The 26,108-nt window shown below is 32.8% G+C and carries 20 protein-coding genes and 1 pseudogene; 18 read left to right on the top strand and 3 right to left on the bottom strand.

Annotated features, from left to right (window positions below; all coding sequences use genetic code 11):
- The first annotated feature begins 47 nt into the window (after window positions 1-47).
- Complete coding sequence (locus ABD941_RS07865) at window positions 48-2,450, top strand: glycoside hydrolase family 31 protein (protein WP_345273562.1); 2,403 nt, start codon at window positions 48-50, stop codon at window positions 2,448-2,450.
- 221 nt (window positions 2,451-2,671) lie between these two features.
- On the opposite strand, the gene ABD941_RS07860 is transcribed toward ABD941_RS07865, so the two are convergent.
- Complete coding sequence (locus ABD941_RS07860) at window positions 2,672-4,537, bottom strand: cation:proton antiporter (protein ID WP_345273561.1); 1,866 nt, start codon at window positions 4,535-4,537, stop codon at window positions 2,672-2,674.
- A gap of 102 nt (window positions 4,538-4,639) precedes the next feature.
- Here ABD941_RS07860 and ABD941_RS07855 point away from each other — a divergent pair, with 102 nt between their 5' ends.
- The 9 genes from ABD941_RS07855 to ABD941_RS07815 all read left to right on the top strand — a co-directional run bounded on the left by ABD941_RS07855 (window position 4,640) and on the right by ABD941_RS07815 (window position 16,013).
- Window positions 4,640-5,488: a universal stress protein gene (locus ABD941_RS07855; RefSeq protein WP_345273560.1), complete on the top strand. Its 849-nt coding sequence runs from the start codon at window positions 4,640-4,642 to the stop codon at window positions 5,486-5,488.
- Window positions 5,485-7,686, top strand: a complete 2,202-nt coding sequence (locus ABD941_RS07850) for a SulP family inorganic anion transporter (protein ID WP_345273559.1) — start codon at window positions 5,485-5,487, stop codon at window positions 7,684-7,686. Before ABD941_RS07855 ends, ABD941_RS07850 begins: the two co-directional genes overlap by 4 nt.
- Window positions 7,687-7,740: 54 nt before the next feature.
- Window positions 7,741-8,601: an MBL fold metallo-hydrolase gene (locus tag ABD941_RS07845; RefSeq protein WP_345273558.1), complete on the top strand. Its 861-nt coding sequence runs from the start codon at window positions 7,741-7,743 to the stop codon at window positions 8,599-8,601.
- A 13-nt stretch (window positions 8,602-8,614) separates the two neighbouring features.
- Window positions 8,615-10,219, top strand: a complete 1,605-nt coding sequence (locus ABD941_RS07840) for a S8 family peptidase (protein ID WP_345273557.1) — start codon at window positions 8,615-8,617, stop codon at window positions 10,217-10,219.
- A 110-nt stretch (window positions 10,220-10,329) separates the two neighbouring features.
- Window positions 10,330-12,189, top strand: coding sequence for a M1 family metallopeptidase (locus tag ABD941_RS07835; protein WP_345273556.1), 1,860 nt, complete (start codon window positions 10,330-10,332; stop codon window positions 12,187-12,189).
- A gap of 3 nt (window positions 12,190-12,192) precedes the next feature.
- A complete protein-coding gene (locus tag ABD941_RS07830; RefSeq protein WP_345273555.1) occupies window positions 12,193-12,750 on the top strand; it encodes a DUF922 domain-containing protein in 558 nt (185 codons plus the stop codon).
- 62 nt (window positions 12,751-12,812) lie between these two features.
- On the top strand, window positions 12,813-14,246 hold the full coding sequence (locus tag ABD941_RS07825; RefSeq protein WP_345273554.1) for an amidohydrolase family protein: 1,434 nt from the start codon (window positions 12,813-12,815) through the stop codon (window positions 14,244-14,246).
- A 509-nt stretch (window positions 14,247-14,755) separates the two neighbouring features.
- A complete protein-coding gene (locus ABD941_RS07820) occupies window positions 14,756-15,337 on the top strand; it encodes a 2Fe-2S iron-sulfur cluster-binding protein (RefSeq protein WP_345273553.1) in 582 nt (193 codons plus the stop codon).
- Between the two features lie 4 nt (window positions 15,338-15,341).
- Window positions 15,342-16,013 carry a hypothetical protein gene (locus ABD941_RS07815; RefSeq protein WP_345273552.1) on the top strand — a complete coding sequence of 224 codons (672 nt, stop codon included), beginning with the start codon at window positions 15,342-15,344 and terminating at the stop codon, window positions 16,011-16,013.
- A gap of 53 nt (window positions 16,014-16,066) precedes the next feature.
- Here the strand turns inward: ABD941_RS07815 and ABD941_RS07810 are convergent, their stop codons facing one another.
- The gene (locus tag ABD941_RS07810; RefSeq protein ID WP_345273551.1) at window positions 16,067-17,032 is read right to left on the bottom strand and encodes an IS110 family RNA-guided transposase; all 966 of its coding nucleotides are present in this window, start codon (window positions 17,030-17,032) and stop codon (window positions 16,067-16,069) included.
- 370 nt (window positions 17,033-17,402) lie between these two features.
- Here ABD941_RS07810 and ABD941_RS07805 point away from each other — a divergent pair, with 370 nt between their 5' ends.
- From ABD941_RS07805 to ABD941_RS07785, 5 genes are all read left to right on the top strand, one after another.
- A complete protein-coding gene (locus ABD941_RS07805) occupies window positions 17,403-18,797 on the top strand; it encodes a sodium:solute symporter family protein (protein ID WP_345273550.1) in 1,395 nt (464 codons plus the stop codon).
- Window positions 18,798-18,839: 42 nt separating this feature from the next.
- On the top strand, window positions 18,840-19,760 hold the full coding sequence (locus tag ABD941_RS07800; protein ID WP_345273549.1) for an AraC family transcriptional regulator: 921 nt from the start codon (window positions 18,840-18,842) through the stop codon (window positions 19,758-19,760).
- A gap of 271 nt (window positions 19,761-20,031) precedes the next feature.
- Window positions 20,032-20,712 (top strand): DUF4386 domain-containing protein, encoded by a 681-nt coding sequence (locus ABD941_RS07795; protein ID WP_345273548.1) that lies wholly within the window; start codon window positions 20,032-20,034, stop codon window positions 20,710-20,712.
- Between the two features lie 152 nt (window positions 20,713-20,864).
- On the top strand, window positions 20,865-22,079 hold the full coding sequence (locus ABD941_RS07790; protein WP_345273547.1) for a DUF418 domain-containing protein: 1,215 nt from the start codon (window positions 20,865-20,867) through the stop codon (window positions 22,077-22,079).
- Window positions 22,080-22,257: 178 nt separating this feature from the next.
- Window positions 22,258-22,917 (top strand): SDR family NAD(P)-dependent oxidoreductase, encoded by a 660-nt coding sequence (locus ABD941_RS07785; RefSeq protein ID WP_345273546.1) that lies wholly within the window; start codon window positions 22,258-22,260, stop codon window positions 22,915-22,917.
- Window positions 22,918-23,358: 441 nt separating this feature from the next.
- Here ABD941_RS07785 and ABD941_RS07780 read toward each other — a convergent pair.
- A pseudogene (locus tag ABD941_RS07780) lies at window positions 23,359-23,472 on the bottom strand (IS110 family transposase); the annotation flags it as partial.
- A 342-nt stretch (window positions 23,473-23,814) separates the two neighbouring features.
- Here ABD941_RS07780 and ABD941_RS07775 point away from each other — a divergent pair.
- The 3 genes from ABD941_RS07775 (at window position 23,815) to ABD941_RS07765 (ending at window position 26,103) form a co-directional block, all read left to right on the top strand.
- Entirely contained in the window at window positions 23,815-24,306 is a 492-nt protein-coding gene (locus ABD941_RS07775; protein WP_345273545.1) for a hypothetical protein, read from the top strand.
- Window positions 24,307-24,512: 206 nt separating this feature from the next.
- Complete coding sequence (locus ABD941_RS07770) at window positions 24,513-25,424, top strand: alpha/beta hydrolase family protein (protein WP_345273544.1); 912 nt, start codon at window positions 24,513-24,515, stop codon at window positions 25,422-25,424.
- A 202-nt stretch (window positions 25,425-25,626) separates the two neighbouring features.
- Window positions 25,627-26,103: a nuclear transport factor 2 family protein gene (locus ABD941_RS07765; protein ID WP_345273543.1), complete on the top strand. Its 477-nt coding sequence runs from the start codon at window positions 25,627-25,629 to the stop codon at window positions 26,101-26,103.
- Window positions 26,104-26,108: the final 5 nt, after the last annotated feature.

Genomic DNA, 26,108 nt, shown 5'->3' with positions numbered 1-26,108 from the left:
TGTTTTAATTTTAGTAAATTCGCTAATCAATATTTACAGCCAAAAATATGATATTAAATACTGAATTAGAGTACAAAGGAAACCTGTTTCCGTCAAAAATAATCTCATACGAAAAGAACCTCAACAAACTCTCATTTAAAACTGAAAACGGTGTTATTTTAGAAGTTACGGTACGTCGAGATAGTATTCTCAGATTTAGATTTACAACCACAGGTATTTTTGAAAACGATTTTTCATACGCTATTACAAAATATGCAAGTAGAGGGTATAACCACCTTGAAGTTACTGAAAATGACGATAACTACATCATAACCACGTCAAAACTAATTTGCCACATTTCAAAATTAGACTTGCGCACATCCATTTACGACGTTAAAGACAACTCTTTAATTTGTGAAGATGAACTAGGGTTTCATTGGGAAGAAAGTTACGAACATGGTGGCGATGTAGTAAAAATGTCCAAAACGGCTCAACCAGGCGAAAGCTATTATGGTTTAGGTGATAAACCCGTAGACAATAATTTAAAAGGTAAACGTTTTGAAAATTGGGTAACCGATTCTTATGCCTATGGTAGAGATACTGATCCTATTTATAAAACCATCCCATTTTATACAGGGTTACATAACAAAAAATCTTACGGAATCTTTTTTGACAATACCTTTAGGTCTTTTTTTGACTTTTGCCATGAGCGTAGAAACATAACAAGTTTCTGGGCACAAGGTGGTGAAATGAATTACTATTTCATCTATGGCCCTGAAATGTCTGATGTTGTTGTTAATTACACAGATCTAACTGGAAAACCCCATGAAATGCCCGCCTTATGGACATTAGGTTACCACCAATGTAAATGGAGTTATTATCCTGAATCGAACGTCAAAGAAATCACTGCTAAATTTAGAGAATTACAAATTCCTTGTGATGCTATCTATTTAGATATTGATTATATGGAAGGCTTTAGGTGCTTTACTTGGAGCAAAGAATATTTTCCAGATCCAAAACGAATGGTGAAAGAACTAGCAGATGATGGCTTTAAAACTATAGTTATTATTGATCCAGGAATTAAAATAGACATGGATTATTCTGTGTTTAAAGAAGGGCTAGATAAAGACTATTTCTGTAAACGAGCTGATGGCCCATATATGAAAGGAAAAGTATGGCCTGGAGAATGTTATTTCCCAGATTTTACAAATCCAGAAGTAAGAGAATGGTGGTCTAACTTATTTAAAGAACTTGTTGAAGATATAGGCGTTAAAGGGGTTTGGAACGATATGAACGAACCAGCAGTAATGGATGTTCCTGGAAAAACCTTTCCAAATGATGTCAGACATGATTATGATGGAAACCAGTGTAGCCACAGAAAAGCGCATAATGTTTATGGTATGCAAATGGCTCGTGCGACCTACCAAGGACTAAAAAAATTCTCATACCCAAAACGCCCTTTTGTAATTACAAGAGCAGCATATTCTGGAACACAACGTTATACATCTAGCTGGACTGGAGATAATGTAGCAACTTGGGACCATTTAAACATTGCCAACCTTCAAGCACAACGTATGTGTATGTCTGGATTCTCATTTGTTGGATCTGATATTGGCGGGTTTGCCGAACAACCAAATGGCGAATTATATGCACGTTGGATTCAATTGGGAATTTTCCACCCGTTCTGTAGAACACACTCGTCTGGAGATCATGGTGATCAAGAACCTTGGGCTTTTGGAAAAACCATTACAGATGTTGTAAGAAAGTTTATTGAATTAAGATACCAATTATTGCCGTATTTATATACGGCGTTTTGGAGGTATGCCGAAGAAGGTGTTCCAATCTTAAAATCATTAGTGTTATACGATCAAGCAGACCCGCAAACACATTATAGAAATGATGAGTTTGTTTTTGGTGAAAAGATATTGGCCTGCCCTATTACTGGACCTAACCAAAAAGGAAGACGCATGTATTTACCTATTGGAAAATGGTATAACTTCTGGAATGACCAAGTTGTAGAAGGTGGATTAGAGCAATGGGTTGATGCCGATTTAGATAGTATGCCAATCTTTGTTAAAGAAGGTGCTATTATACCTAAATATCCAATCCAGCAATATGTAGGCGAAAAAACGATTGATGAATTAACGCTTGATGTTTACTATAAAGAAGGTAAAGAAAACTCTGAAGTATATGAAGATGCTACCGATGGTTACGACTATATAAAAGGTAGATACAGTTTAAGAACCTTTAAGTTATTAGGTAAAAAGAAAGAATTAATCATTCAGCAACATAAATCTGGTAAGTTTGTAACTACTTACAAAACATTTAAGCTTAATTTACATGGCTTACCATTTAAGATTAAAGAAGTTGAAATTGATAACGTTGTTATTCCTTTTAAAGACCTTGAGCTTAATGGCGATAACACTTTAGTACTTACCAAAGAATTTACTGAACTTCATATTATGGCTTAAAAAGCCATACATAAAAATAAACATAACCCCCCCTCTTGTTTAAAAAAAAGAGAGGGGGGTTTTTATGAGTTAAAACCGTTATTAAAATTATTAACTTTAACAAGAAAGCTTATCTAAATTCATTTAAATAACATCAATAACTTTAAAAGCATTATAGAGAAAAGTAACTTTAAAGACATTCTATAAACACAGTATTTAAACCCTTTAAAACTAAAACTTTTTTATTGTTTCAACACTCTAATTTCTTGAGCTAGATCTTTTTCATCATCAAATGGTTTTCCTAAATAAACCAACTGATATCCTGCTTTAATATTTTTGAACTCTAAACTATGAGATGATATAATATGGAGTTCACCTTTGTCATCCTTAACAAATAATGGAATAATATCGTTATCAGCATTAGATTTTTTAATTAGCGTCTCATAATGCGCCATGTTTTTCAAATCAATTTCTTGTATGGAAGGATGCTTTCTTGTTAGGTCTATTAATACATTAAAATCATCTTTATGAGAAAACAAACCTTCCTTTGGATTATTTGTATCATCAAGCATTTCTTCGGTGGTTACTAATCTAAAAGCACCATTTTCACCAAACTGATCACTAAACTTATTAATGGCATACTCGTTAATATCTGGGTTTCCGGTCAATGCCATTAAATAGCCTACATCATTCAGTTCTATATTATCCGTTAAGGTTTCAGAGTAAATATTAGTTGTTATGGCTTCAAGTCCTAAGGCTTTAGCTTTTTCAATATTTTGCTCATTACTATCAATAAGTACAACATGCCTACTATTGCTTTCTAAATAACTCCCCAATAACCTCGATATTTGGGAAGCGCCAACGATTAAAATACCTTCAGACTTTTTAAGAAAAACACCTACAAGTTTAGCAAATAAACGCGCTGTAGTGGCGTTTAACAAAACCGTTCCGAGAACAATCATAAACACGAGTGGTGTTATATATTCCGCACCTTCAACCCCTTGTTTTAAAAGTTTACTTCCAAAAAGCGAAGCAATACCTGCAGCTACAATACCTCTAGGGCCAACCCAACTAATAAATATTTTTTCATTGACCTTTAATTTTGAACCCATAGTACTTAAAAATACTGCTGCGGGTCTAATTACAAACACAACCACAGCAAAAAGTGCTGCTGTTTTCCAGTTATAGAGTAACAACATATCTTCCATATTAATATTAGCTGCTAACAGAATAAATAATATGGATATTAATAAAACGCTAAGCGATTCTTTAAAATAAAGAAGTTCTTTAATATTTTGAAGCTTTCCGTTGCCTAAAACCATCCCCATAACAACAACCGCAAGTAAACCTGACTCATGAGCAAAAATTTCAGACTCTACAAAAACCAATAAAACAGTTGATAAAGACACCACATTCAGCAAATAATGTGGAATTAATTTTTTATTAATGGCAAATGCTAAGGCATGTGCAAACGTAAAGCCAAAAGTTGTTCCAAATAAAATAATTTTACCAAACTCAATTAAAGCTGTTTTAGTAAAACCGCTATCGCCCTCAACACTAATAAACTCAAAAACCAATACGGCTACCAACGCCCCTATAGGGTCTATTAAAATACCTTCCCATTTTAAAACTGTTGAAATATCTTTTTTTAATGGAATGTTTCTAAGAATGGGTGTAATTACCGTTGGCCCAGTAACAATAATAAGTCCAGAAAACAAAAATGAAAGCTCCCAACTTAAACCAAAAATTATATGAGCTAAAATGCCAGCGCCAAAAAATGTAATAGCAGAGCCCAATGTAATAAGCTTTGTAATTACAGGTCCTACAGTTTTAATTTCCGAACGCTTAAGTGTTAAACCACCTTCAAAAAGAATGATACTTATAGCTAAGGACACAAAATAATACAAACCTTCACCAGGAAATAATCCTTTCTCACCATTCCAAATGGGTTCAATCCATTTGGTACCATCTTCACTTAAAAACTCAGCTGCAATTGGTCCCACTAACAAACCAATTAAAATTAAGGGTAAAATTGCTGGAATCTTAAATTTCCATGCAACCCATTGGGCTAATATTCCTAAAATAATAATTCCAGCTAGTTCTAACATAGGCAATATCTTTTTTTAAAAATACTAATTTAGACAAAACTGATGACTTCATGTTTTTAAAAAAATGTTATCTTTCGGGTTTGACTTAAAAATTTTCAGCCTTTGTCAACAAAGCCTTTTAAAAGTATTGGAATTGGTATAGCTTACTCGCCAAATTTAAAAGCAAACCTCTTTGAGGCTGCTAGACTGTCCATATTTTTTGGTGCAAAATTATTTTTAATACATGTTGGGAAATCTTCCGAAGACAAAACAAACATGCTTAGTATTATTCTTAAAAGTTTTGAAAAAGATCATCTAGATTACGAAGTGGTTTTTAAGACTGGAGATCCTGTAAATGTTATTTTATCAACGACTCAAGAAAAAAAAATAGACTTATTGATTTTAGGAGCTGTACAACGAGAACGTATTGTTAAGTATTATGTGGGGTCTATAGCTCGAAAAATTACACGTCAAGCTAAATGTTCTGTGTTATTACTGATTAAACCTTCGGTAGAGCGCGTTCCTTGTCAACATATCGTTGTTAATGGCTTAAAAGACCCTAAGACAGAACAAACCATTACCTCAGCATTTTATGTAGCTAAACAACTAAAAGCTGGGAAAATAACCATTGTTGAAGAAATTAATCAAGACCAAATTTCTATAAAGGTTGACGATGATAAATCGCTTAGGCGGGCTACGATTATGAAAGAACGTATTAAGCTTAGGGAACACACCAGAATAAAGGAAATTATCAGTCATATTCCCGAAGACTGCACAGAACATAAAACAATAAAATTACAGCCTATTTTTGGTAAAAAAGGGTATTCTATTGGCCATTATGCACAAATTATGCGTGCCGATTTATTAGTGATGAATGCGCCAACAAAAATGACCTTTTGGGATCGGTTATTTCCACATGATATTGAACATATTTTAACCGAATTACCAACCGATGTGTTAATCCTACAATGAGTCCCAAAAAAAATAACATAAAAGACTTTTTAAAAGCATTACCAAAAAACATATTTTCAGGTTTTGTGGTTAGCCTTATTGCATTGCCCCTAGGCTTAGGGCTTGCTATGGCAAGTGATGCACCGCCAATTGCAGGTGTTATTGCTGCTATAGTTGGAGGTGTAGTCGTCTCAATTTTAGGAGGAAGCCACGTAACTATTGCAGGACCTGGTAACGGTTTAGTTGGCGTACTATTAGTGGCTATTGCCACTTTAGGCATAGAAAGTGCCTATGTAGCCATAATGTTCTCTGGCCTATTGCTTTTGCTTTTAGGTTTTTTTAGAATGGGTAAACTTGCCGATTTTTTTCCATCGTCAGCAATTCAGGGTATGTTGGCAGCTATAGGTCTTATTATTTTAGGAAAACAGTTTCATATTATGCTAGCGCATAAAATAAAACGAGAAGATACTGTTGATTACCTCTTGGAAATTCCATACACTATAAATGATGCATTACATTACGGAAATAAAGGTTTAATTTTTGCCGCTCTTGCTGGAATTATAAGTTTATCCATCATGCTATTTTATTCCAAAATCAGGAACAAATATTTACAGCTTATTCCAGCACCTATGTGGATTGTTATTTTATCTATTGGCTTTAGTTACTATTTTGAATTAGGGCTTCACGAGCCTAATCCCATAGCAAAAGAATACATGATTTCTGGTATTCCATCTATTAAAGATATTATAGCCGATATACCACGTCCTAATTTTAATAATATTTGGAGTTTCTCGTTCTGGGGAAGCGTATTTGCCTTAACCCTTATTTCAAGTATCGAGTCGCTTTTAAGTATTAAAGCTGTCGATAAATTAGACTCAGAAAAACGCCGTTCAAACGTAAATAGAGACCTTAAAGCTTTAGGTTTTGCTACCATTGGTAGTGGGCTTTTAGGAGGCTTAAATGTAGTAACGGTAATTGCTCGTAGCTCCGTAAACGTAAATAATGGCGCTAGTAATCGCTCTTCTAATTTTTTTCATGCGCTTTTTTTAGTTGTATTTATTGTGTTTTTTAGTACACAATTAACCCGAATTCCACTTCCTGCATTAATGGCTATTTTAGTTTATACAGGTTATAAACTAGCCTCTCCAAAGGTTATTACAAAAATGTTTTCTATTGGAAAAGAGCAACTCATTATCTTTTTTGTAACACTGATTGTAACTTTAAAAATTGGTTTAATAACTGGTATTTTAGCAGGTGTTATAATTACTTTAGTCATTCATATTGTAATAAACAGAAGTTCAGGTTATGGTTTGTTTGTAAGAAACGTAATCAAACCAAACGTTTTAATGTTTAAGGAACATGACAGTAAGCATAGTTATTATGTAAGCGTTAAGCATTTTTGTAGTTTTTTAAATTATTTCAGATTAAAACAAAAATTAGATGCCATTCCAGAAAATGAAGATGTTATTGTAGATTTTTCTATGTGTGAGTTTGTTGATGATACGGTTATGGAAAACATCAATAATTATCAAGAATTATTTGCAAAACGAGGTGGTCATTTTGATGTTGTTGGTTTAGATATGCACGATACCGATTCAAAGCACCCATTTGCATCAAGGCGTTTATTACCTGTGCCTAAAATCATTAAAAACAGTCTTACTAGACGTCAAACCAGTATTGAAAGTTTGGCTGAAGATTACGCTTTAAACTATAGTTCCAAAAAGCAAAGAAACATCTCTTTTTTAAATAATTTTTTGTTTTTCAGAACAAAACATATTAATCATATTTATAACGAATTATCTCATAAAGAACATGCCATTAAATTATTTGATATAGAGTTTTCTGAAGGTGAATTTATAGCAAAAGAAGTTATCCGTTCTACCATGATGCATATTGATTTAAATTATGCCATTCCAGAATTTACACTAGACAAAGAAGGGTTTTTAGAAAAAGTATCCGCTTTTGCAGGATTTAAAGATATTCCTATTGAAAACCATGATGATTTTTCAAAACGCTTTTATCTATTGGGCGATAATGAAGCTGGAATTGCCACGTTTTTTAATGATGATGTTACCCATTTCTTTGAAAGCAATCCTTATTACCATGTAGAATCTAACGGCAATGCCTTATTGATTTTTAGCAAAGAACGACTAGCTAGCACCAAAGAAATAAAAGCCCTGTTTGATTTTGGAAAACGATTAAAACAAGTTATTTCTTAATAAATTCTTAACATTTTTAAGGATTAGCAATAGATTTCGTAATTTTGTGTCCCTATGAACTTATATCCCATTAATGCTGGAAATCTAAAGCTTGACGGAGGCGCTATGTTTGGTGTTGTACCAAAATTATTATGGCAACGCACCAATCCCGCAGACGCTAATAATATGATTGATATTGCTACACGTTGCTTACTTATAGAAGATGGCAACCGACTTATATTGATTGATAACGGTATGGGCAACAAGCAATCTGAAAAGTTTTTTGGTTACTACCACCCTTGGGGCGATTTTAGCTTAGATACATCACTCAAAACATACGGGTTTCATCGTGATGATATTACCGATGTATTTATGACACATTTACATTTTGATCATTGTGGCGGTAGTATTCAATGGAATAAAGACAAAACAGGATACGAACCCGCTTTTAAAAATGCGCATTTTTGGAGTAACAAAGATCATTGGTTATGGGCAACCCAGCCTAATAGACGTGAACGTGCATCCTTCTTAAAGGAAAATATACTCCCCATGGAAGAAAGCGGTCAGTTAAAATTCACCGCAATTCCCAAGGATGATACTCTTATAAACTCTGAGCTTGGGTTTGATATTTTTTTTGCTAACGGGCATACAGATAAGCAAATGATTCCATTAATACATTACAAAGGAAAAACCATTGCTTTTATGGCCGATTTATTACCAACGGTTGGGCACCTGCCGCTTCCATTTGTTATGGGTTACGACACCAGACCGCTTTTAACTTTAGATGAAAAAGAAACCTTTCTTAATAGAGCTGCAGAACATAATATCTACCTGTTTTTAGAACATGATGCTCATAATGAAATCATCACGGTACAAAAAACCGAAAAAGGTGTCCGGTTAAAAAACACATATACAACTCAAGATATATTCAATTAATTCAAATAAAAAAATGAACACAATTAAAACATTAATAATATCTGCTTGTTTAGTCATCTTAATTTCTGGTTGTAGTAGCACAGCAGCTATTATATCAACACCCGTTGAAAATATTGATACATCGCCATTAAAGGTTTCTGAATTAACTGAATTTGAAAAACGCAATTGGGGGCATTTAGATTTGGTTACAGATACCATTCCGGGCATGAGTGTTAATAAGGCTTACTCTGAAATCATTAAAAAAAGAAAAGGAAAAACGGTTATTGTAGCCGTTATAGATTCAGGGATTGATATTGACCATGAAGATTTAAACGATGTCATTTGGACTAACAAAGATGAAATACCTAACAATGGAAAAGATGATGATAAAAACGGTTATGTAGACGATATACATGGCTGGAACTTTGTCGGCGATGGCTATCATGAACAATTGGAATATGTTAGGCTATTGGCAAGCGGAGACACCAGCAATCCTAGATATGCTGAAGCACAGGCTCTGTATGAAAAAGAGCAGCAAAAATATATTGGGCTTAAAAAAAACTATGACGATTTTTTAGTACAACTAACCAGTGCCGACGAAACCATAGCAAAACATTTAGGTAAAAAAAATTACACTAAAGACGAGGTAAGTGCTATTAAAACTGAAGATAAAGGGTTGCAACAGTCTGTTTCTATTATTAAATACACCTATACTTTAGCTCCCAATATAAATGAGTTTAAGCAAACATTAAAGGACGGTTTAAAAGAGTTCAACAGCCGTTTAGATTATATGTTGAACAAAAACCACAAAGGCCGTTTAACAGGTGATAATCCAGACGATTTAAATGATACACCTTATGGTAATGGCAACGTAAAACCACAAATAAAAAGCAATAGCCACGGTACGCATGTTGCCGGTATCATAGCTGCAGAACGCAATAACGGTAAAGGTGTTAATGGAGTTGCAAACCATGTTAAAATAATGGCTATTAGAAGCACACCTCGTGGCGACGAATACGATAAAGATGTAGCTTTAGCCATTCGTTATGCTGTTGATAATGGTGCTAAAGTAATCAATGCTAGTTTTGGTAAAAGCTTCTCACCACATAGCAATTGGGTTCGCGATGCTATTGCTTACGCAGGAAAAAAAGACGTGGTTTTTGTACATGCGGCAGGAAATGACAGTAAAAATGTAGACATAAAACCTAATTTTCCAGATGATAATATAAATGGTCAAGAGGTTACAGACACCTATATTAGAGTAGGCGCTTTAGCTTCTAAATATGGTTCTAATATGGTGGCTGGATTTTCCAACTATGGGAAACAAAATGTAGATGTTTTTGCTCCAGGAGCAGAAGTCTATTCAACAATGCCCGAAAACGAATACGAATTTCAAGGTGGCACATCTATGGCAGCTCCTGCTGTAGCTGGTGTTGCAGCATTAATTCGTTCATATTATCCAAGCTTATCTGCCGCCCAGGTAAAACAAATCATTATGAATTCTGGTTTAGCAGTAAAAACTAAAGTTGTTGTTGGTGGCGATACCAACAATATCAAACCTTTTGCTGATTTAACAAAATCTTCAAAAATGGTAAACGCATATAACGCATTAATTACGGCAGCTAAATTAGCTAAGTAATATATGACTATCTGTCCGGTGCAGTTGAAAACTATTAAGGATCTCCATAAAACTTCTCAACAGAACTCGAACAGATATTTTTTTTAATTCATTAAAAACTTATACCCTTTATGATCCGTTTCTTTATTTCTATATCCGTTGTTTTAATATTATGGTCTTGTAACACTTCTAAAACCACTATTGTTACAAAAAACTCTACGGTAATTGCTCCCCAAACACCAGTAATACCTTCATCTACTAAATCTGCATATTGGCAGCAACATGTAGACTATAAAATGGACATTGATATGGATGTGAACACCTATCAATATAAAGGAAAACAAACGCTCGTTTACACTAACAATTCACCTGATGTTTTAAATAAAGTATTCTATCATTTATACTTTAATGCTTTTCAGCCAGGAAGCGAAATGGACGTTCGCTCCAGAAACATTCCCGATCCGGATGGCAGAGTTGGTGATAGAATTAGTAAATTAAATCCAGATGAAATAGGATATATAAAAGTTAGTTCCTTAAAACAAAATGGTGAAATTTTAAAACACGAAACCGTTGGTACTGTTTTAGAAGTAGATTTAGCGACTCCTATTCAACCCGGAGAACGCGTTACTTTTAATATGGATTTTGAGGCACAAGTGCCTGTTCAAATTCGTCGTTCAGGTCGAAACAACAATGAAGGTGTGGCATTATCTATGGCACAATGGTATCCAAAACTTGCAGAATATGATTTTGAGGGTTGGCATGCCGACCCCTATATTGGACGTGAATTTCATGGTGTTTGGGGTAATTTTGATGTAAAATTAACACTTGATAAAAATTACATAGTTGGTGGCACAGGCTATTTACAAAACCCAAACCAAATAGGTTATGGATATGAAACTGGTACAGTAAGCCGCCCTAATACCGATAAATTAACCTGGCATTATGTAGCACCTAACGTTCACGATTTTACTTGGGCCGCAGACCCCAATTATATTCACGACACAGCGCAAGTCCCGAATGGTCCTTTATTACATTTTTTATACAAAAGTACCATGCCAAGGGAAAAACTAGAAAACTGGAAAAACCTGCAACCTAAAGCTGTAGAATTAATGCAATTTTTTAGCAATAATGTTGGTCAATATCCTTACAAACAATACTCCGTAATTCAAGGTGGCGATGGCGGTATGGAATATGGCATGTGTACACTTATTTTAGGTGAAGGCACATTTGATGGTTTATTTGGTGTTACGGCTCATGAAATGGGGCACTCCTGGTTTCAATTTATATTAGCAAGCAACGAACTTAGGCACTCTTGGATGGACGAAGGTTTTACAGAGTATATTGGTACGCTTGCAGAAAGCCACATTTTTAATAAAGATTTTGAAGACCTTTCAAAACGCGTTTACGGCGCTTATATCTATTTAGCCAAATCAGGGAAAGAGCAACCGCAAACAACACATTCAGATAGATATAACTTCAATCAAGCATATTCAATTTCGGCATATTACAAAGGTTATGTGTTTTTAAAGCAACTCGCTTATGTTATTGGGCAAGAAAACCAAGAAAAAACCATAAAACAATACTTTAATGATTTTTCTTTTAAACACCCAAGACCAATAGATTTTATTAGAACTGCTGAAAAAATTTCTGGCCTAGAGTTAGACTGGTATCTAATAGACTGGACCCAAACCACCAATACTATTGATTATGCTGTTAAATCCATTGAAGGCAACTCGATAACTATGGAACGAATTGGATTAATGCCCATGCCTATAGATGTAACAGTAACTTATGTTGATGGTACTTCCGAAGATTTTTATATCCCATTACAAATAATGCGTGGCGAAAAACCAACGGCGGCAACAATACTAAAAGATTGGGCTTGGGCCCATCCAACATATTCATTTGAAACTCCAAAAACCATAAAATCGGTTGAAATAGACCCAAAAGGTTTGATGGCGGATCTTAATAGGCAAAATAATAAAAAGTAAGGTATGGTAAAATTAATACTGCTTTTGGTTTTTATTATTCTCGGCTATCATTCTTTTTCTCAAGAAGATAATAATACCATGCCTTGGAATGCATCAAACAAGCTTGAATGGAAAGATTATAAAGGAACGCTAAACCCAGAGATTATAGCTTATGCGAGTACAAGTTATAAAATTGATATTATTCCAGAAAATGTTATAGTCGACTTAAACGATTATATTGTCAACTATCAAGATTTAACCGTTGTTGCAAATTTCTATAAAAACCATTCTTGGACAGTTTCTAATGACGTAGAATTACTTAATCATGAACGCCTTCATTTTGATATCGCTGAATTATTTGCAAGAAAAATAAGAAAACGTTTTTCAGAACTAAAAAATTCTGGTGAAAAAAGGTTTGCCAGATATCAAAATGAATACAATGCTTTATGGCAATCATGCAGGGTTTTTCAAAAAAAATATGATTCAGAAACCAATCATGGAGCTAAAAAAAACGAAAGTGGTATTTGGTATAAAAAAGTTGCAGCCCTTTTAGAGAATTTTAAGAACTTTGCTTCCACATAATTTATAAAAATCTATCTTTAGGTTTAACTCAAAAACACATACAATTTTCCAAATATTGCTTTATGAAATATTTAAAAAGAGCTTTAAAAATAATTTTTGGTTTACTATTGGTATTAGCTATTGTTGCTTTAATTTTTATTATTGTTGATAAAAATAACACCTCATATCTCAACATTAACAACATCCCTAATTCTAGTAAAAATTCATATCTGATAACCAACATCAATATAGTACCAATGTCGAATGACACAATATTAAGCAATAAAACACTATTTATAAAAGCTGGTATTATTGAAAAAATCGACGATTCAATTAGTATTGAAGGGGTCGAAATTATTGATGGCCAAAATAAATATTTATCTCCTGGATTAATAGATATGCATACCCATTTATGGGACAAACAAGAGCTAGGTTTATACTTAGCAAATGGTGTTACTACAGTTAGAAATTTATGGGGATATTCCATGCATTTAAGAATTAAAGAAAACTTGGATAATGATAAAATAATTGGCCCTATGTTTTTCTCTTCAAGCCCTAAGCTTACAAGCCCCCATGATCTTGGAGACGATAAAGTACAGGTTAACACTCCAGAAGAAGCTAAAAAATTAGTTATTGAATACAAAAAAAGAGGTTTTGATTTTATAAAAATCTATGCGGGTTTAAAAGACGATTTATATCAAGCCATTTTAAAACAATCTAAAGCCTCAGGTATTTCCATTGTAGCACACCCAAGTCGTGAAATTCCTTACCTAAACCAATTTCATTCTCAAATAGCAAGCATCGAACATTCAGAAGAAATTGTTCAACAAGCACTTGACTACCAACTAGACAGTTTAAAAGTTGAACCTGTAATACAAAAATTTGTTAGTACTAATATGTCATTTTGCCCCACATTAACCGGGTATTATAAAATATTTGAAATGCTTGAAAAAGGTGAAAGTATTTTAAAAACCGAGCCCGTACATTACATAAACCCACTAATTCAAAAAGTAGATAGTAAGGTACAATACAACAGGTGGGCAAATGAAAAAATAAATAATAGTTCGGTTACTAAAAATATTTATCAGCAACATCAATTTCATTTATATGTATTAAAAAAAATGCACGAAGAAGGTGTTAATATTGTATGTGGAACTGACGCCGGTATAGGGATTACCGCACCTGGATATTCTATTCATCAAGAACTTGCGTTTTATAAAGACGCAGGAATGAGTAATTTTGAAGCTCTAAAAACAGCAACCATTAACCCTACTAAAACACATAAAGAATTTGCACAAATGGGTACTATTGAAATTGGCAAATTGGCAAATTTAATAGTAACCCCTAATAACCCTCTTAAAAATTTGAATGTACTAAGTAAACCAGATTGGGTAATGGTTAAAGGGCGAAAAATTAATAAAACAACACTAAATGAATTTGTTGATAACGCTAAAGACCGTAGTAATTTACTTGTAACAGCGTTTAGGTACGCTGAGTACATGTTAGTAGAAAAATAGTGGTTTTATTTTTAATCTCAACACCAAGGCGCCTTCCTCAGCTAGACTAGTTTGCTATTACTGCCTAGAATATTTTTTAACTTTTCAAAACATAAAAACCACTCTAATTTTTATAATAGCTTTTCTTGTTTTTATCCATAGAATGCGTCAAACATACTAGAAAACAGCAGGAAAGCATAGACTATAGCCGTAGGAATCAACAACAAAACCGTCATAAGTCCCTTGGATTATTTGTTGAAAAGTAATACATTGCATATATAAGCGATATAACAGCAACTTTACGAATAGAATGTGCTGTTATACAATTGTTGGCAGAAAATTTATGACTATCGTTGTCTGAAAAAAAATGTATAATTCTTGAAATTTTAAAAAGTACAAATAAGTAAGAAACGGTTATTAATTTAACACAGTCATAGAAAGGTCTAACGAGACGGAACAAACTAACTTTAAATTATGCCTAAGGTTTTCGTCTTTAATGGCAGTAATACTGCAAATGGCTATTAAAAATTATGAAAAATTTCAATTATTTATTTTGTTTAGCAACATTTCTGCTATTATTCGGCTGTGGAGAAGAAACCAACACAAATTTAACTTTTGCGGACATTGAACAGAAATACGCCTTTGCTCAACCCTTAAGTTCTATTTCTAAAGAAAATATTATATTTAGATTTGGAAGTATAGAAAATTATGATTCTTATTTAAAAACCATTCCAAAATTCAATGATGTAAATTTTAAAAAATCATCTATAAGTTCTAAACAATTAGCTACCTTTCTTGTGACTTATGGTTTTTATTATGAAGGAGGTAGTAGTTATAGTCAGTTTGACTGTAAAGATGATACTTATATTTTAGATGCTGCCGAAGAATCTGGCATTGACTTACCTTATTCTTGTAGAGCGGGTGCTTGTTCTACTTGTGTTGCAAGATTAAATGAAGGCGAAGTAGACCAAGCAGACCAATCGTTTTTAAGTGATGATTGTGTTGAATCTGGCTATGTTGCATTATGTGTTGCATACCCTATGTCTGACATTGATATTACTACTCATTATGAAGAAGCCATGAACTGCAACTTCATTAAATTCAAAAACTAAAAAAATGAAAAAATTAATAATAATACTTTTAGTTTTAAACGCGTCGACAATATTAGCCCAGAAAGAATACGTTCCAGAGGAATTTGATTATTTAGATTATAATTATAAGTATCTAGATTCAAATTATAATATCAATATAGATTCTATTCAATTTAACAAGACCGTAATCAAATACAAGTTTATTAAAGAAAGAATTAATAAATATGAAGATTCTTTAAGTGTGATTTTAATGTCTGAATTTGGAGATTGGAAAAAAAGTCGAATAGCAAAACATCGAATAACCTATTCATGGGAAAGAGTTGGTTACCACTTATGGAAAAAAGAAGATGAAGTTAAAAAAATGGGGGAAGAATTTAATTTAAATTACCCATATAAACTTCAGCAACTTTTTTACTATCCAAATGGAAACAAAAAAATAATTAAAATAATTGATACTTTGAGAATACAATTAATGAATCAATTTAAATTAGACACATTAAAGAATATGAATAATCCCAACTTAATGAGATTTGCATTTAATAATAATCCTAATGTTTTAAAATTAAAATCTGAACTTATTCATAAAAAAAATATTGAAACATTTAAAATTAAACACGGTAGACTTCCAAACAGTCAAGAAAAGGAAAAACTTGGTTTGAGTTGCGGAAAAGAAAATTGTTGTCAAATACAGAATTAATCTGAAAACAAAATCATCTGCCAACAAAGAACTGAGTTAAAAAACAAGCAATATTAAGCTAATCTAGAAACAAAGTTTTCATCATAAGGTCTTCCAGATTTTGCAATAGCAAATGCCTGCTTTAATAACTTATTTGCCACTGCAATTAACGCTAGTTTTTTACTCTTTCCTTTAGCGACTAACCGTTCATAAATTTCTCTACAAGCCTTATTGTGTTTACATGCCGAAAAAGCACATAAAAAAAGTAAATTTCTAAGCTTCTTGTTACCAACCTTACTTATCCTGCTCCGCCCTCTTACACTACTGCCTGATTCTCGTATGGTTGGAGTAATACCAACATAACTACATAGTTGTGAAGCCGTTTCAAACTTCTTAAACCCATCTGTTACGACTATTAAAAACAAAGCTGTTTTCACGCCCATTCCTGGAATACTTTTTAATAACGTTAATTGATGTTGCTGGTCTTGTTTCACTAAATCTAATAGACGCCCCTCTATGGCTGTAATTTCTTTTTGTAAATGCTTGACATTACGCTTTAACGAACGATATACAAACTTTGAAGGTATTCCCAAGGTTTCTTCCCCGTGTAATTTATTCTTAGATGCCGTACGCTGTTTTAGGTAACTATCCAGTAATCTAAAGAGTTGCAAGCATTCACTCTGCACTTCATTTAAGGCTGTGTAAAGTGGAACATCATTCATTTGTCCATACTCACAAATAGCTTTAGCATCACTCTTATCTGTCTTTACTTTGGCCAACTTCATCTGGATAAAGCGTTTTACTGATAACGGATTTACTACCGATACTAAAACACTTGATTTAAATAAAAACTGAGCCAAACGATAATGATAATATCCTGTGGCTTCCATGACTACTAAAGCTTCTTTTGGTAAGCTTTTTAAGAAAACATTAAAGCCTTTTTTATCATTTTTAAATTGATTATGTCCAGACTCTGAACCATAAACATCAAAGACATCTTTACTTATGTCTAATCCATAAATTTCACTATATTTATTCATAAGAATTGAATTTTGGAAAGAACGAGCTACTGACGTTTCAACAACTTGAAATCGAGATCTAAAGTCTCACAGAACTGAACGAAATCTTAAGTAGTAAAAGAGAGAGGGTTATCAATGTTGTCGAAGTCTAAAGCTTCACCGTATATACTAATCTTATTTCTCTCTTTTGTTCTTTCTATTAGTTATCTAATTTAATGAAAGACAAACTTAAGGCGTGTATAAGTAATAGCGACTTGAATTAAAACTCAAGTCGCTATTACTTTTTATTTTGTAAATTACTTTCCGAAAAAGTAATGTTTTTAGTTCGATACTACTCATACAAAAATACGTCGTGCTTCATTATAACTAACCAAACATCTTTGACTTTAATATGGGCAATAACCAAATAATTATCATTCTTTTTGGATTACTATACTTTGGCTTCATTCTTTATACAAGAAGGAAAGGAGATTTTGATGAATATTCTGTAGCTGGAAGAGGTTTGGGTAGTTTCGCGATCTTCGCATCAATATGTGCATCTTATTTAGGTCCTGGATGGACTATGGGCTTAACGCGCGAAGGTTTTAATAACGGAATGTTTATGGCTTACATAGCACCAGTGATGGGAATTGCGATGATATTTGTAGCCATATTTCTAACACCAAAAATTCGTAAAAAATTTACCAATAGTTATTCTATAGGAGATATCGTTGGTGGCGAACGTTCACATAATCACCCTGTGGTTATAACAATGTCTGGAATAATGGTATTATTATCACTTTCAGCTTTAGTTGTAGCTATGAGTTATGCGGGAGGAGAACTAATAAATAATGTTTTTGGGTTTTCAAAATTTTGGTCAATAGTAATAATTACACTAATAGTTATGCTGTATTCGCTATTTGGAGGTATAAGAGCAACAATACAGACCGACGTTATCCAATTTCTTCATTTTGCAATTCTCATTCCTGTTTTGGCGCTACTAATAATTTTAAGTGATGGTTTTTCTTGGGAACAATACAACCAATTTGCGGTAGCAAAAACTCAAGTTGCATTTGATGCGAGTAGTATTTCTGCTATTTTAGGGCTTTTATTGGTGTTCTTAACTATTGCAGGATACGACCCTTCAATTGTTAGTAGGTATTTGGCATCAAAAAATGATAAGGTAGCTAAAACATCAACTTTGTGGTCTGGCGTATTTATAGCATTATGGACAGTTTTAATGATTTTTATTGGTACAGCAGGAGCATATATGTATCCTCAATTAGTAGATAATGACCAAGTTTTATTGCACATTGCTGAAATACAATTTCATGGAATATTTTACGGAATATTCATTATTGCAATGATTGGAGTCGTTATGTCGTCGCAGGATACTTTTTTGAATAATGCAGGTGTTAGCTTTGCTCAAGACATTTTACCTCGTTTTAAACCATCTGCCTCTAATAAAAACAAATTACTTTACTCTAAAGCCTATACTATTTTCATAAGTCTAGTTGCCATAGTAGTTGCCAATTATGTAGAATCTGCTTTACAGATTGCATTAATAATCTTAGACTACTACGCAAATGTAATGCTGGCAGCCACTGTTTTTGCAATTATTAAAAAGAATTATTATTGGCAATCTGCAGCTTTATCTATGGCTTCTGGTTTTGTGTCAAAATTAGTTTGGGACTTAATTGGAATTGAGGATATACCTTCCATTTTTATTGGAATTTCCTTCAGTTTCATTGCCTATTTATTAACAGACTTTTATTTCAATTTAACACTAAAAAGGAATAACAAATAATAAAATAACGAAAGCACAACAAAGTACAGCGTTTGACCACAAATGAAAATATTAGATAAAGAAATAGAAACCGATTACAAAAATCGAATTAACCGAGTTTTTGAATTTATTGACAAAAATTTGGAATCGGATTTATCTTTAAATACTGTTTCGGCAATTGCTTTTTTCTCACCATTTCATTTTCATAGAGTTTTCAAATTCGTTACTGGAGAAACTCTAAATGAATATGTCACAAGACGAAAAATTGAAAAATCAGCTTCAGATTTACTTCATAAAAATATCACAACAACAGAAATAGCACACAAATACGGATTTAGTGATAATTCTTCCTATTCAAGAACTTTTAAAAAGTATTATGGAACAAGTCCAACTGGGTTTATAAAAGAAAACCCAAATAAACATAGCAAGATTCGTCAACTTAAAAGCAAGAACGGACAAGAATATCCTAAATACGAAAAATACATTTGCATCATTAATAATCTAAAAAAATGGACAGAAATGAATGCGAAAATTGAAATTCAAGAAACACCTGAATTGAATCTTGCAGGAGTAACTCACGTTGGAATAAATGGCATTGAAAACGCTTTTGGAAAACTTACAAAGTGGGCAATACCGAAAGGCTTACTGAATAATTCAGAAACTAAAATGGGTAGAATTTTCTACGACAGTTTCAAAGTTACTGCGCCTGATAAGGTTCGGATGAGTATCTTTTTGACAACTAATGAACCTTTTGAAACAGAAGGCGAGATTAATAAATTGACTATTAATAAAGGAAAATGTATCGTTGGTCGTTTTGAAATCACACCAAACGAGTTTGAAAAATCTTGGACTAGTCTTTTTATTTGGATGAATGAAAATGGATATAAAAAGAGCCCTGAAAATCCTTTCGAAATTTATCACAATGACTACAGAGAGCATCCTGAAAATAAATTTATAGTTGATTTAAATATCCCCATCGAATAAAAAACGCTGTACAAAAAGGGTGTATAAAACATAGCTAATAACTGCAGACCTTTGGATTTGCAGTTATTTATGAAGACCTCCAAATTTTTAAATTTGGCTTTTAAAATTGATAAATTAAAAACAAAATATAAAAATTCGGTTCTGTATTTAATCATAAAAGTAGTATCTTTTTACACGCTATGTTTTATATACAAGACCGTTAACTCCAATTCTTTTAAACTAAAATTGTAACAATTCATTAATTGAGTCGTGTTCTAAATAAACTATTAAAATGAATTCAAAGAAAAAAACCGCCAGAATTGCAGGAATTTTATATTTACTTATTGCAATAACTGGAGGATTTGGAATAATGTATGCTCCATCAAGTATTATCGTTTCCGATGATGCAACAGTTTCCGCAAACAATTTAATAAATTTTGATTTTATTTATAGCTTAAGCATATTAAGTAATATAATCAGTCAAGTCTTAACAATCTTTTTAGTTTTAACTTTAAGCAGATTATTCAAAGATGTAAATCCAAAATTAACAAAGTACATGGTTACTTTTGTATTAGTTGCGGTACCTATATCTTTTCTAAATGTACTTAATCTTGTTGCGGCTCAAATATTTGTTAGTGGAGCTGAATTTTTAAAAGTTTTCGATTCAAATCAACTGAACTCCTTAGCTTTAGTATTTCTAAAATTATATGAATATGGAATTGCTGTTGTTGGAATCTTTTGGGGGCTTTGGCTATTTCCATTTGGAATGCTTATTATAAAATCTAAACTCATTCCGAAAATTATAGGTATATTTCTAACCATTGGATGTTTTGCTTATCTTATCGATAGTTTTATTGCGATACTATTACCTGAATATAAAGAATCAGTTTCTGCAATTATAATGTTGCCTTTAGCAATAGGAGAGTTTTCAACGATTTTATGGCTTTTAATAAAAGGAGTAAAAGAAAACTAACAGTAGTTAACCCGTGTATAATTAATTGCTTTGGCAAGTGCTTGTTTGGAAAATTCATTCAGAATTTTCTCGCGTTTGTTTTTTGTTTACTAAATTAGTTGCTTGAAACACGCAACAAACCATATACAAGACCGTAACCAACCATTAATTATATGTCAAATTCTAGTTTAGATCGCATCAATGTAGTTGATGCCTTGCGTGGCTTTGCACTTTCTGGGATTGTGCTAATTCATATGGTGGAGATGTATTTGGCAAACAGCATTCCTAAAGAGTTGCTCGCCATGCTTCATCAGCAACCCATAGACACAGTTGCGGATGCATTTGTTTACTGGACAATATCGGGAAAATTCTTCTCTTTATTTTCTCTTCTATTTGGGTTGAGCTTCTTTATACAAATGGATAGGGCAGCGAAAAAAGGAGCAGATTTTAAGCTAAAGTTCCTCTGGAGACTCATTCTTCTGGCTGGTTTTGGGTTCCTGCACAGACTATTCTACCCAGGAGATATACTTATTATTTATGCGCTCATTGGCGTAGTACTTATTTCATTCAATTATCTTAATAACCGGATGGTTTTTAGCATAGGAATATTACTCTTTCTAGGGCTCGGTAGGTATATTGCTTTCGCTATCTGGGGCAGCAACCCTATAGTTTCACCTATGGAAAACGATATGGAACTGGGTTATTTGGCTATGAAAAATGGATCTTTCATGGATGTAGCTCTTGCGTCATGGAATCGATTACCTGGCGACATAAATTGGCAATTGACTCCATTCATGGGTAGAGCCTATTTAACCCTTGGCTATTTCCTAATAGGTATGCTATTGGGAAAATCGAGATGGCTTGAAAACATTGGGAAACATCTGAAGACATTACGTATGATCATGATTACTTCATTGATTTTCTATATAGGTAGTGTTTTTATTCACCTAGAACTTCTGGGTGGAACATGGAGCGTTATAAGCAATGAGTATACCAACTGGCCATCTATGTTTATGCTGACATTCTTCGATCTCCACTGCCTGTTTTTTACCTTGTTTTTAGCTACTGGATTTACACTTCTTTTTGAGAAAAAATGGGCAACAAAAACGCTCAATATCCTGAGCCCTTATGGCCGAATGGCCCTGACGAATTATGTGATGCAGTCCATGCTTGGCAGTTTCATCTTTTTCAACTGGGGCTTAGGACTCTTAGGTAAGTTAAGGGCGGCAGAAATTTTTGGTCTAGCTATTTTTATTTTGATTTTGCAAGTAGCGTTGAGTCATTTATGGCTTAAGCATTTCAAATTCGGTCCACTCGAGTGGTTATGGAGGTCTTTGACCTATTTTAAAATTCAGCCTATTAAAAAAATGATTGATAAAAATTACTGAAGATAACTGTAATAAAAAAAACGTTTTACAACTCCCTATATAATTTATTGCTGGTTTCTTGCCTACTTACGAAAATCTTCGCGGATTTTCTATTCGGTTTTTTATTTGCTAAATTTAGTCCTTAACCACGCTACATTTCATAAACAAACACGTAGCATATTGAAAATCTAACTCAAAAATGAAAACTGGAATAATAACTGGATGTAGTAGAGGAATTGGACTTGCAACAGTTGACCTACTAACAAATAACAATAACATAAAAATTATTGGCACTTCTACTTCTGGAAATTGCTCAATTTCAAAATCAAACTTTGAGTGTTTCCAATTAAATCTTTCCGATAGTAAATCAATAAATGAATTTGTTAATATAATCGGAAATACAAAGATTGACTTTCTTATCAATAATGCTGGAATTTTATTAGAAAAATGGAATGTATCCAAAATAAACCTTGACCATTTAAGACAAACGTTTAATGTGAATTTGTATGGAACGGTTGAATTAACTGAAAAACTAATTTCCAATTTTAATCCTAATGGACAAATAATCAACGTTACTTCCGATTGGGGTTCGTTCAGCGAAAAGAATTTCGATGAATTTCAGCCACATTATAAAATGTCAAAGACTGCATTGAATATGTATACAAAACTGTTAGCTAAAAGACTTGAGAAGCAGAAGATAACTGTTTCGTCTTTTGACCCAGGATGGACACAAACTGATATGGGTGGAAATGATGCCTCAAGAAAACCGATAGAAGTTGCTAATGATTTTAAAAACTTATTAAACAAAATTTCTGAAAACGGAAAATTTTGGCATCGAGGAAAAGTAAGAGAATGGTAAAATACGCTACACCACAAAGAACTGAGTTAAAAAACAAGTTTTTTTAAGCTAATCTTAAAACAAAATTTTCATCATAAGTTCGGCCTGATTTTGCTATTGCAAAGGCTTACTTTAAAAGTTTGTTTGCTACTGCAATTAATGCTAGTTTTTTGTTCTTTCCTTAATTAACTAATCTTCCATAAATTTTTTTATAATTATTCATAAGAACTATAATGCAGAAAGATCATATCTACTGACGTTTAAACAACTTGAAATAAAGGTCTAGGTCTCACAGAACTGAACGAAATCTTATTAGAAAAAGAGAGGAGGTTACGGGTATTGTCGAAGTCTTAGCTTATCCGCGTATATTAACCTTATTTCTCCCTTTTGTTCTTTCTATTTATTAGTTAAATTTAATGAAAGACAAACTTAAGAAGAACTGAGTTAAAAAAACAAGCAATATTAAGCTAATTTTGAAACAAAATTTTCATCATAAGTTCGGCCTGATTTTGCTATTGCAAAGGCTTGCTTTAAAAGTTTGTTTGCAACTGCTATTAATGCTAGTTTTTTGTTCTTTCATTTATTAGTTAAATTTAATAAAAAACAAACTTAAGACATGTATAAAACATATATATTATAAGCTTTCCGTGAGGTTTTGTGAATTTACAAAGTACTCCAAATTTTTAAATTGTTATATTTATAAAAAAATTAATAATTAAATAAAAAGACTTTCTTGTTTGCAAAATAAGTGTTGATTATAAAATACCAAAACTGCCTATAAGTAATTGCTTGTTCTCACTTACTTTTGAAAACCCTCACGGATTTTTAGTTTGGCGTGTACTTGCAAAGTTAAGTGCTAAACCACGCAATTACTCATAACCGAGACTGTTGGCAACAATTTAAACCAAATTTTACGCAATGAAAAAACTGAATTTTATTTTAAGCTTATCATTAATTTTAATTCTATCTGGATGTAATTCTGATGATGAAAATGGAAATGAAAATACTCAAAGAAACGGAACGCTTATTTTTGGCTGGTTTGCTGACTCTAGATGTTCTGGTGATTGTTCTACGATTTATAAAATAGACACTGAAAATGTTTATAAAGACATTGATTATAATTATCCTGAAAACACGTTTTTTGATAGTAATTTCCAACTTATGACTAATAAAAATCATCAGGATTTTAAAACATTAATAACTGAATTACCTAATGAAATATTTAACGAGCCGAATGGATATTTAGATTGTACTGACTGTACAAATGAAAATGGAGGATTTTATTTAGAATATCTAGATGACGATGGATTTCATAAATCTTGGCGTTTTAGAAATGCAATATATCCAGATTACATAGAAAGTTATAGAAGTCTATTGCTCGAAAAATTAGCGGAATTAAATAGTCTTTAGAAGCTATAAATTGAGTAAAAAACCAATGCCAACACTGTAAAAAATAATGCTAAATTAGTGGCTTAACTAAAGCTTAGTGAGATTTTGTTACATCTGATTTTCCTTCGGAAAATCCCCGCACACAAACACGCAACTTTCCATATGCGTAACCGGTAAGCAATGCGACTAAAAATTCTGTTAAAAAATAATTGACAAAAAACTATTTGATGAAATTAAAAAATCGACTTTTATTACTAATACTATTTGTAGCTATGATTAGTTGCAATAAATCCGTTGAACAAAAAACCACAACAACCACTCCAGAAAAAACTGAATTGATTAATTCTATAAAAACCGAAAATGTAACTTTCGAAAGTGAAGGAGTTAAATTGGCAGGGACAATTTATAGTCCTAATCACCCTCACTCAGCAGTTGTTATTGTTCACGGCTCTGACCAAGTACCTCGAATGACAAGATTTGCTGAATTATTAGCCCAAAATAATATTATGGTACTAACTTATGACAAACGTGGAGTTGGAGAATCTGGAGGGGTTTATGCTGGACCAGAAGTAGGAACGAATAATATTAGTATTGAAAATCTAAATCTATTAGCAAAAGACGCAAGTTCTGCTGTTAACAGCATCCATAAAAAACACGAAGATTTACCTATTGGACTTATAGGTGCAAGTCAAGCAGGATGGATAATTCCAATTGTTGCAAATAAAAACCCGCTAGTAGAGTTTATGGTTTTATTCAGCAGTCCTACAATAACTACTCTTGAACAATTAAGATTTCAGTTTTACACGAATGGGAGGACAGATTTTTGGGATAATCATACAGAAGAAAATGCACGTGAACACATCAAAAACGACCCCGACAAATATCAATTTGAAGCTACTGACCCAAAAGACACTCTAAAAAATATTTCAATTCCTGGTCTTTGGCTTTTCGGAGAAAAAGATATTCAGATTCCTGTGAAAATGTGTATTGAACATCTCAATGCTTTAAAATTAGAGAACAAACCTTTTGAATATGTTTTATTTCCGTCATTAGGACATAATACTAATAAAACGGAACCAATAGATATCTCAGTTAATTGGATAAAACAAAAGTCTTTAGAAATTAGTAATACTAAGTAAAAATCGAATAAAAATAAAGCACAGCCTACAAGAATGTATAACCGCAATTACGGCGGGTTTGACTATGTCCGAATCCTCTCGGAATTGTTAAGGTAAGTGCTAAACCGTTACAAAACATTATAACCAGTCCTGAATAAAGGCTACATAATTTTAATAATCATAGCAAATGAGAATACTCATAATAATTAGTACACTATGTGTTTTGAACCAGTCATGTGTTAGATCTGAAAATCAATTGACAGAAGCTCAAATACAAGAAATCACTAATTCTGCCACTGAGGTTGTAAGCAAGGTCTTTGAATACTCCAATAACTTGGACTTTGAAACTGGCTTAAATTATTATTCAGAAACTTCCAATTCATTTTTTATCACAGATGGTATAATGCATTCATTAACTGAACTTAGGAAAGCTTATAAAGACATTGGGCCTTCTGTTGAAGAATTACACAATACAGTTGAAAGCTGGCATGTTAAGGTCCTATCACTGGACATAGTTACATTCACTCTTCCAGTAAAACTAAAGTTGAAACTTAAAAGGATACCCGAATTCAGTGGGCGGCTTATTTGGACAGCAACGCTTCAAAAACAAAAAGATAAATGGATGATTGTTCAAAGCCATGAATCTTGGTTAAACTGTGCCGAGGTTGCAGCTGCAATAACTCCAGCAAATGACTTTTAAAAACA

Origin of the sequence: Flaviramulus aquimarinus, from assembly GCF_039543205.1 — a bacterium.
Lineage (GTDB): Bacteria > Bacteroidota > Bacteroidia > Flavobacteriales > Flavobacteriaceae > Flaviramulus_B > Flaviramulus_B aquimarinus.
Note: the sequence above shows the minus strand (reverse complement) of the source record. Positions and strands in the feature narration are given on the sequence as shown.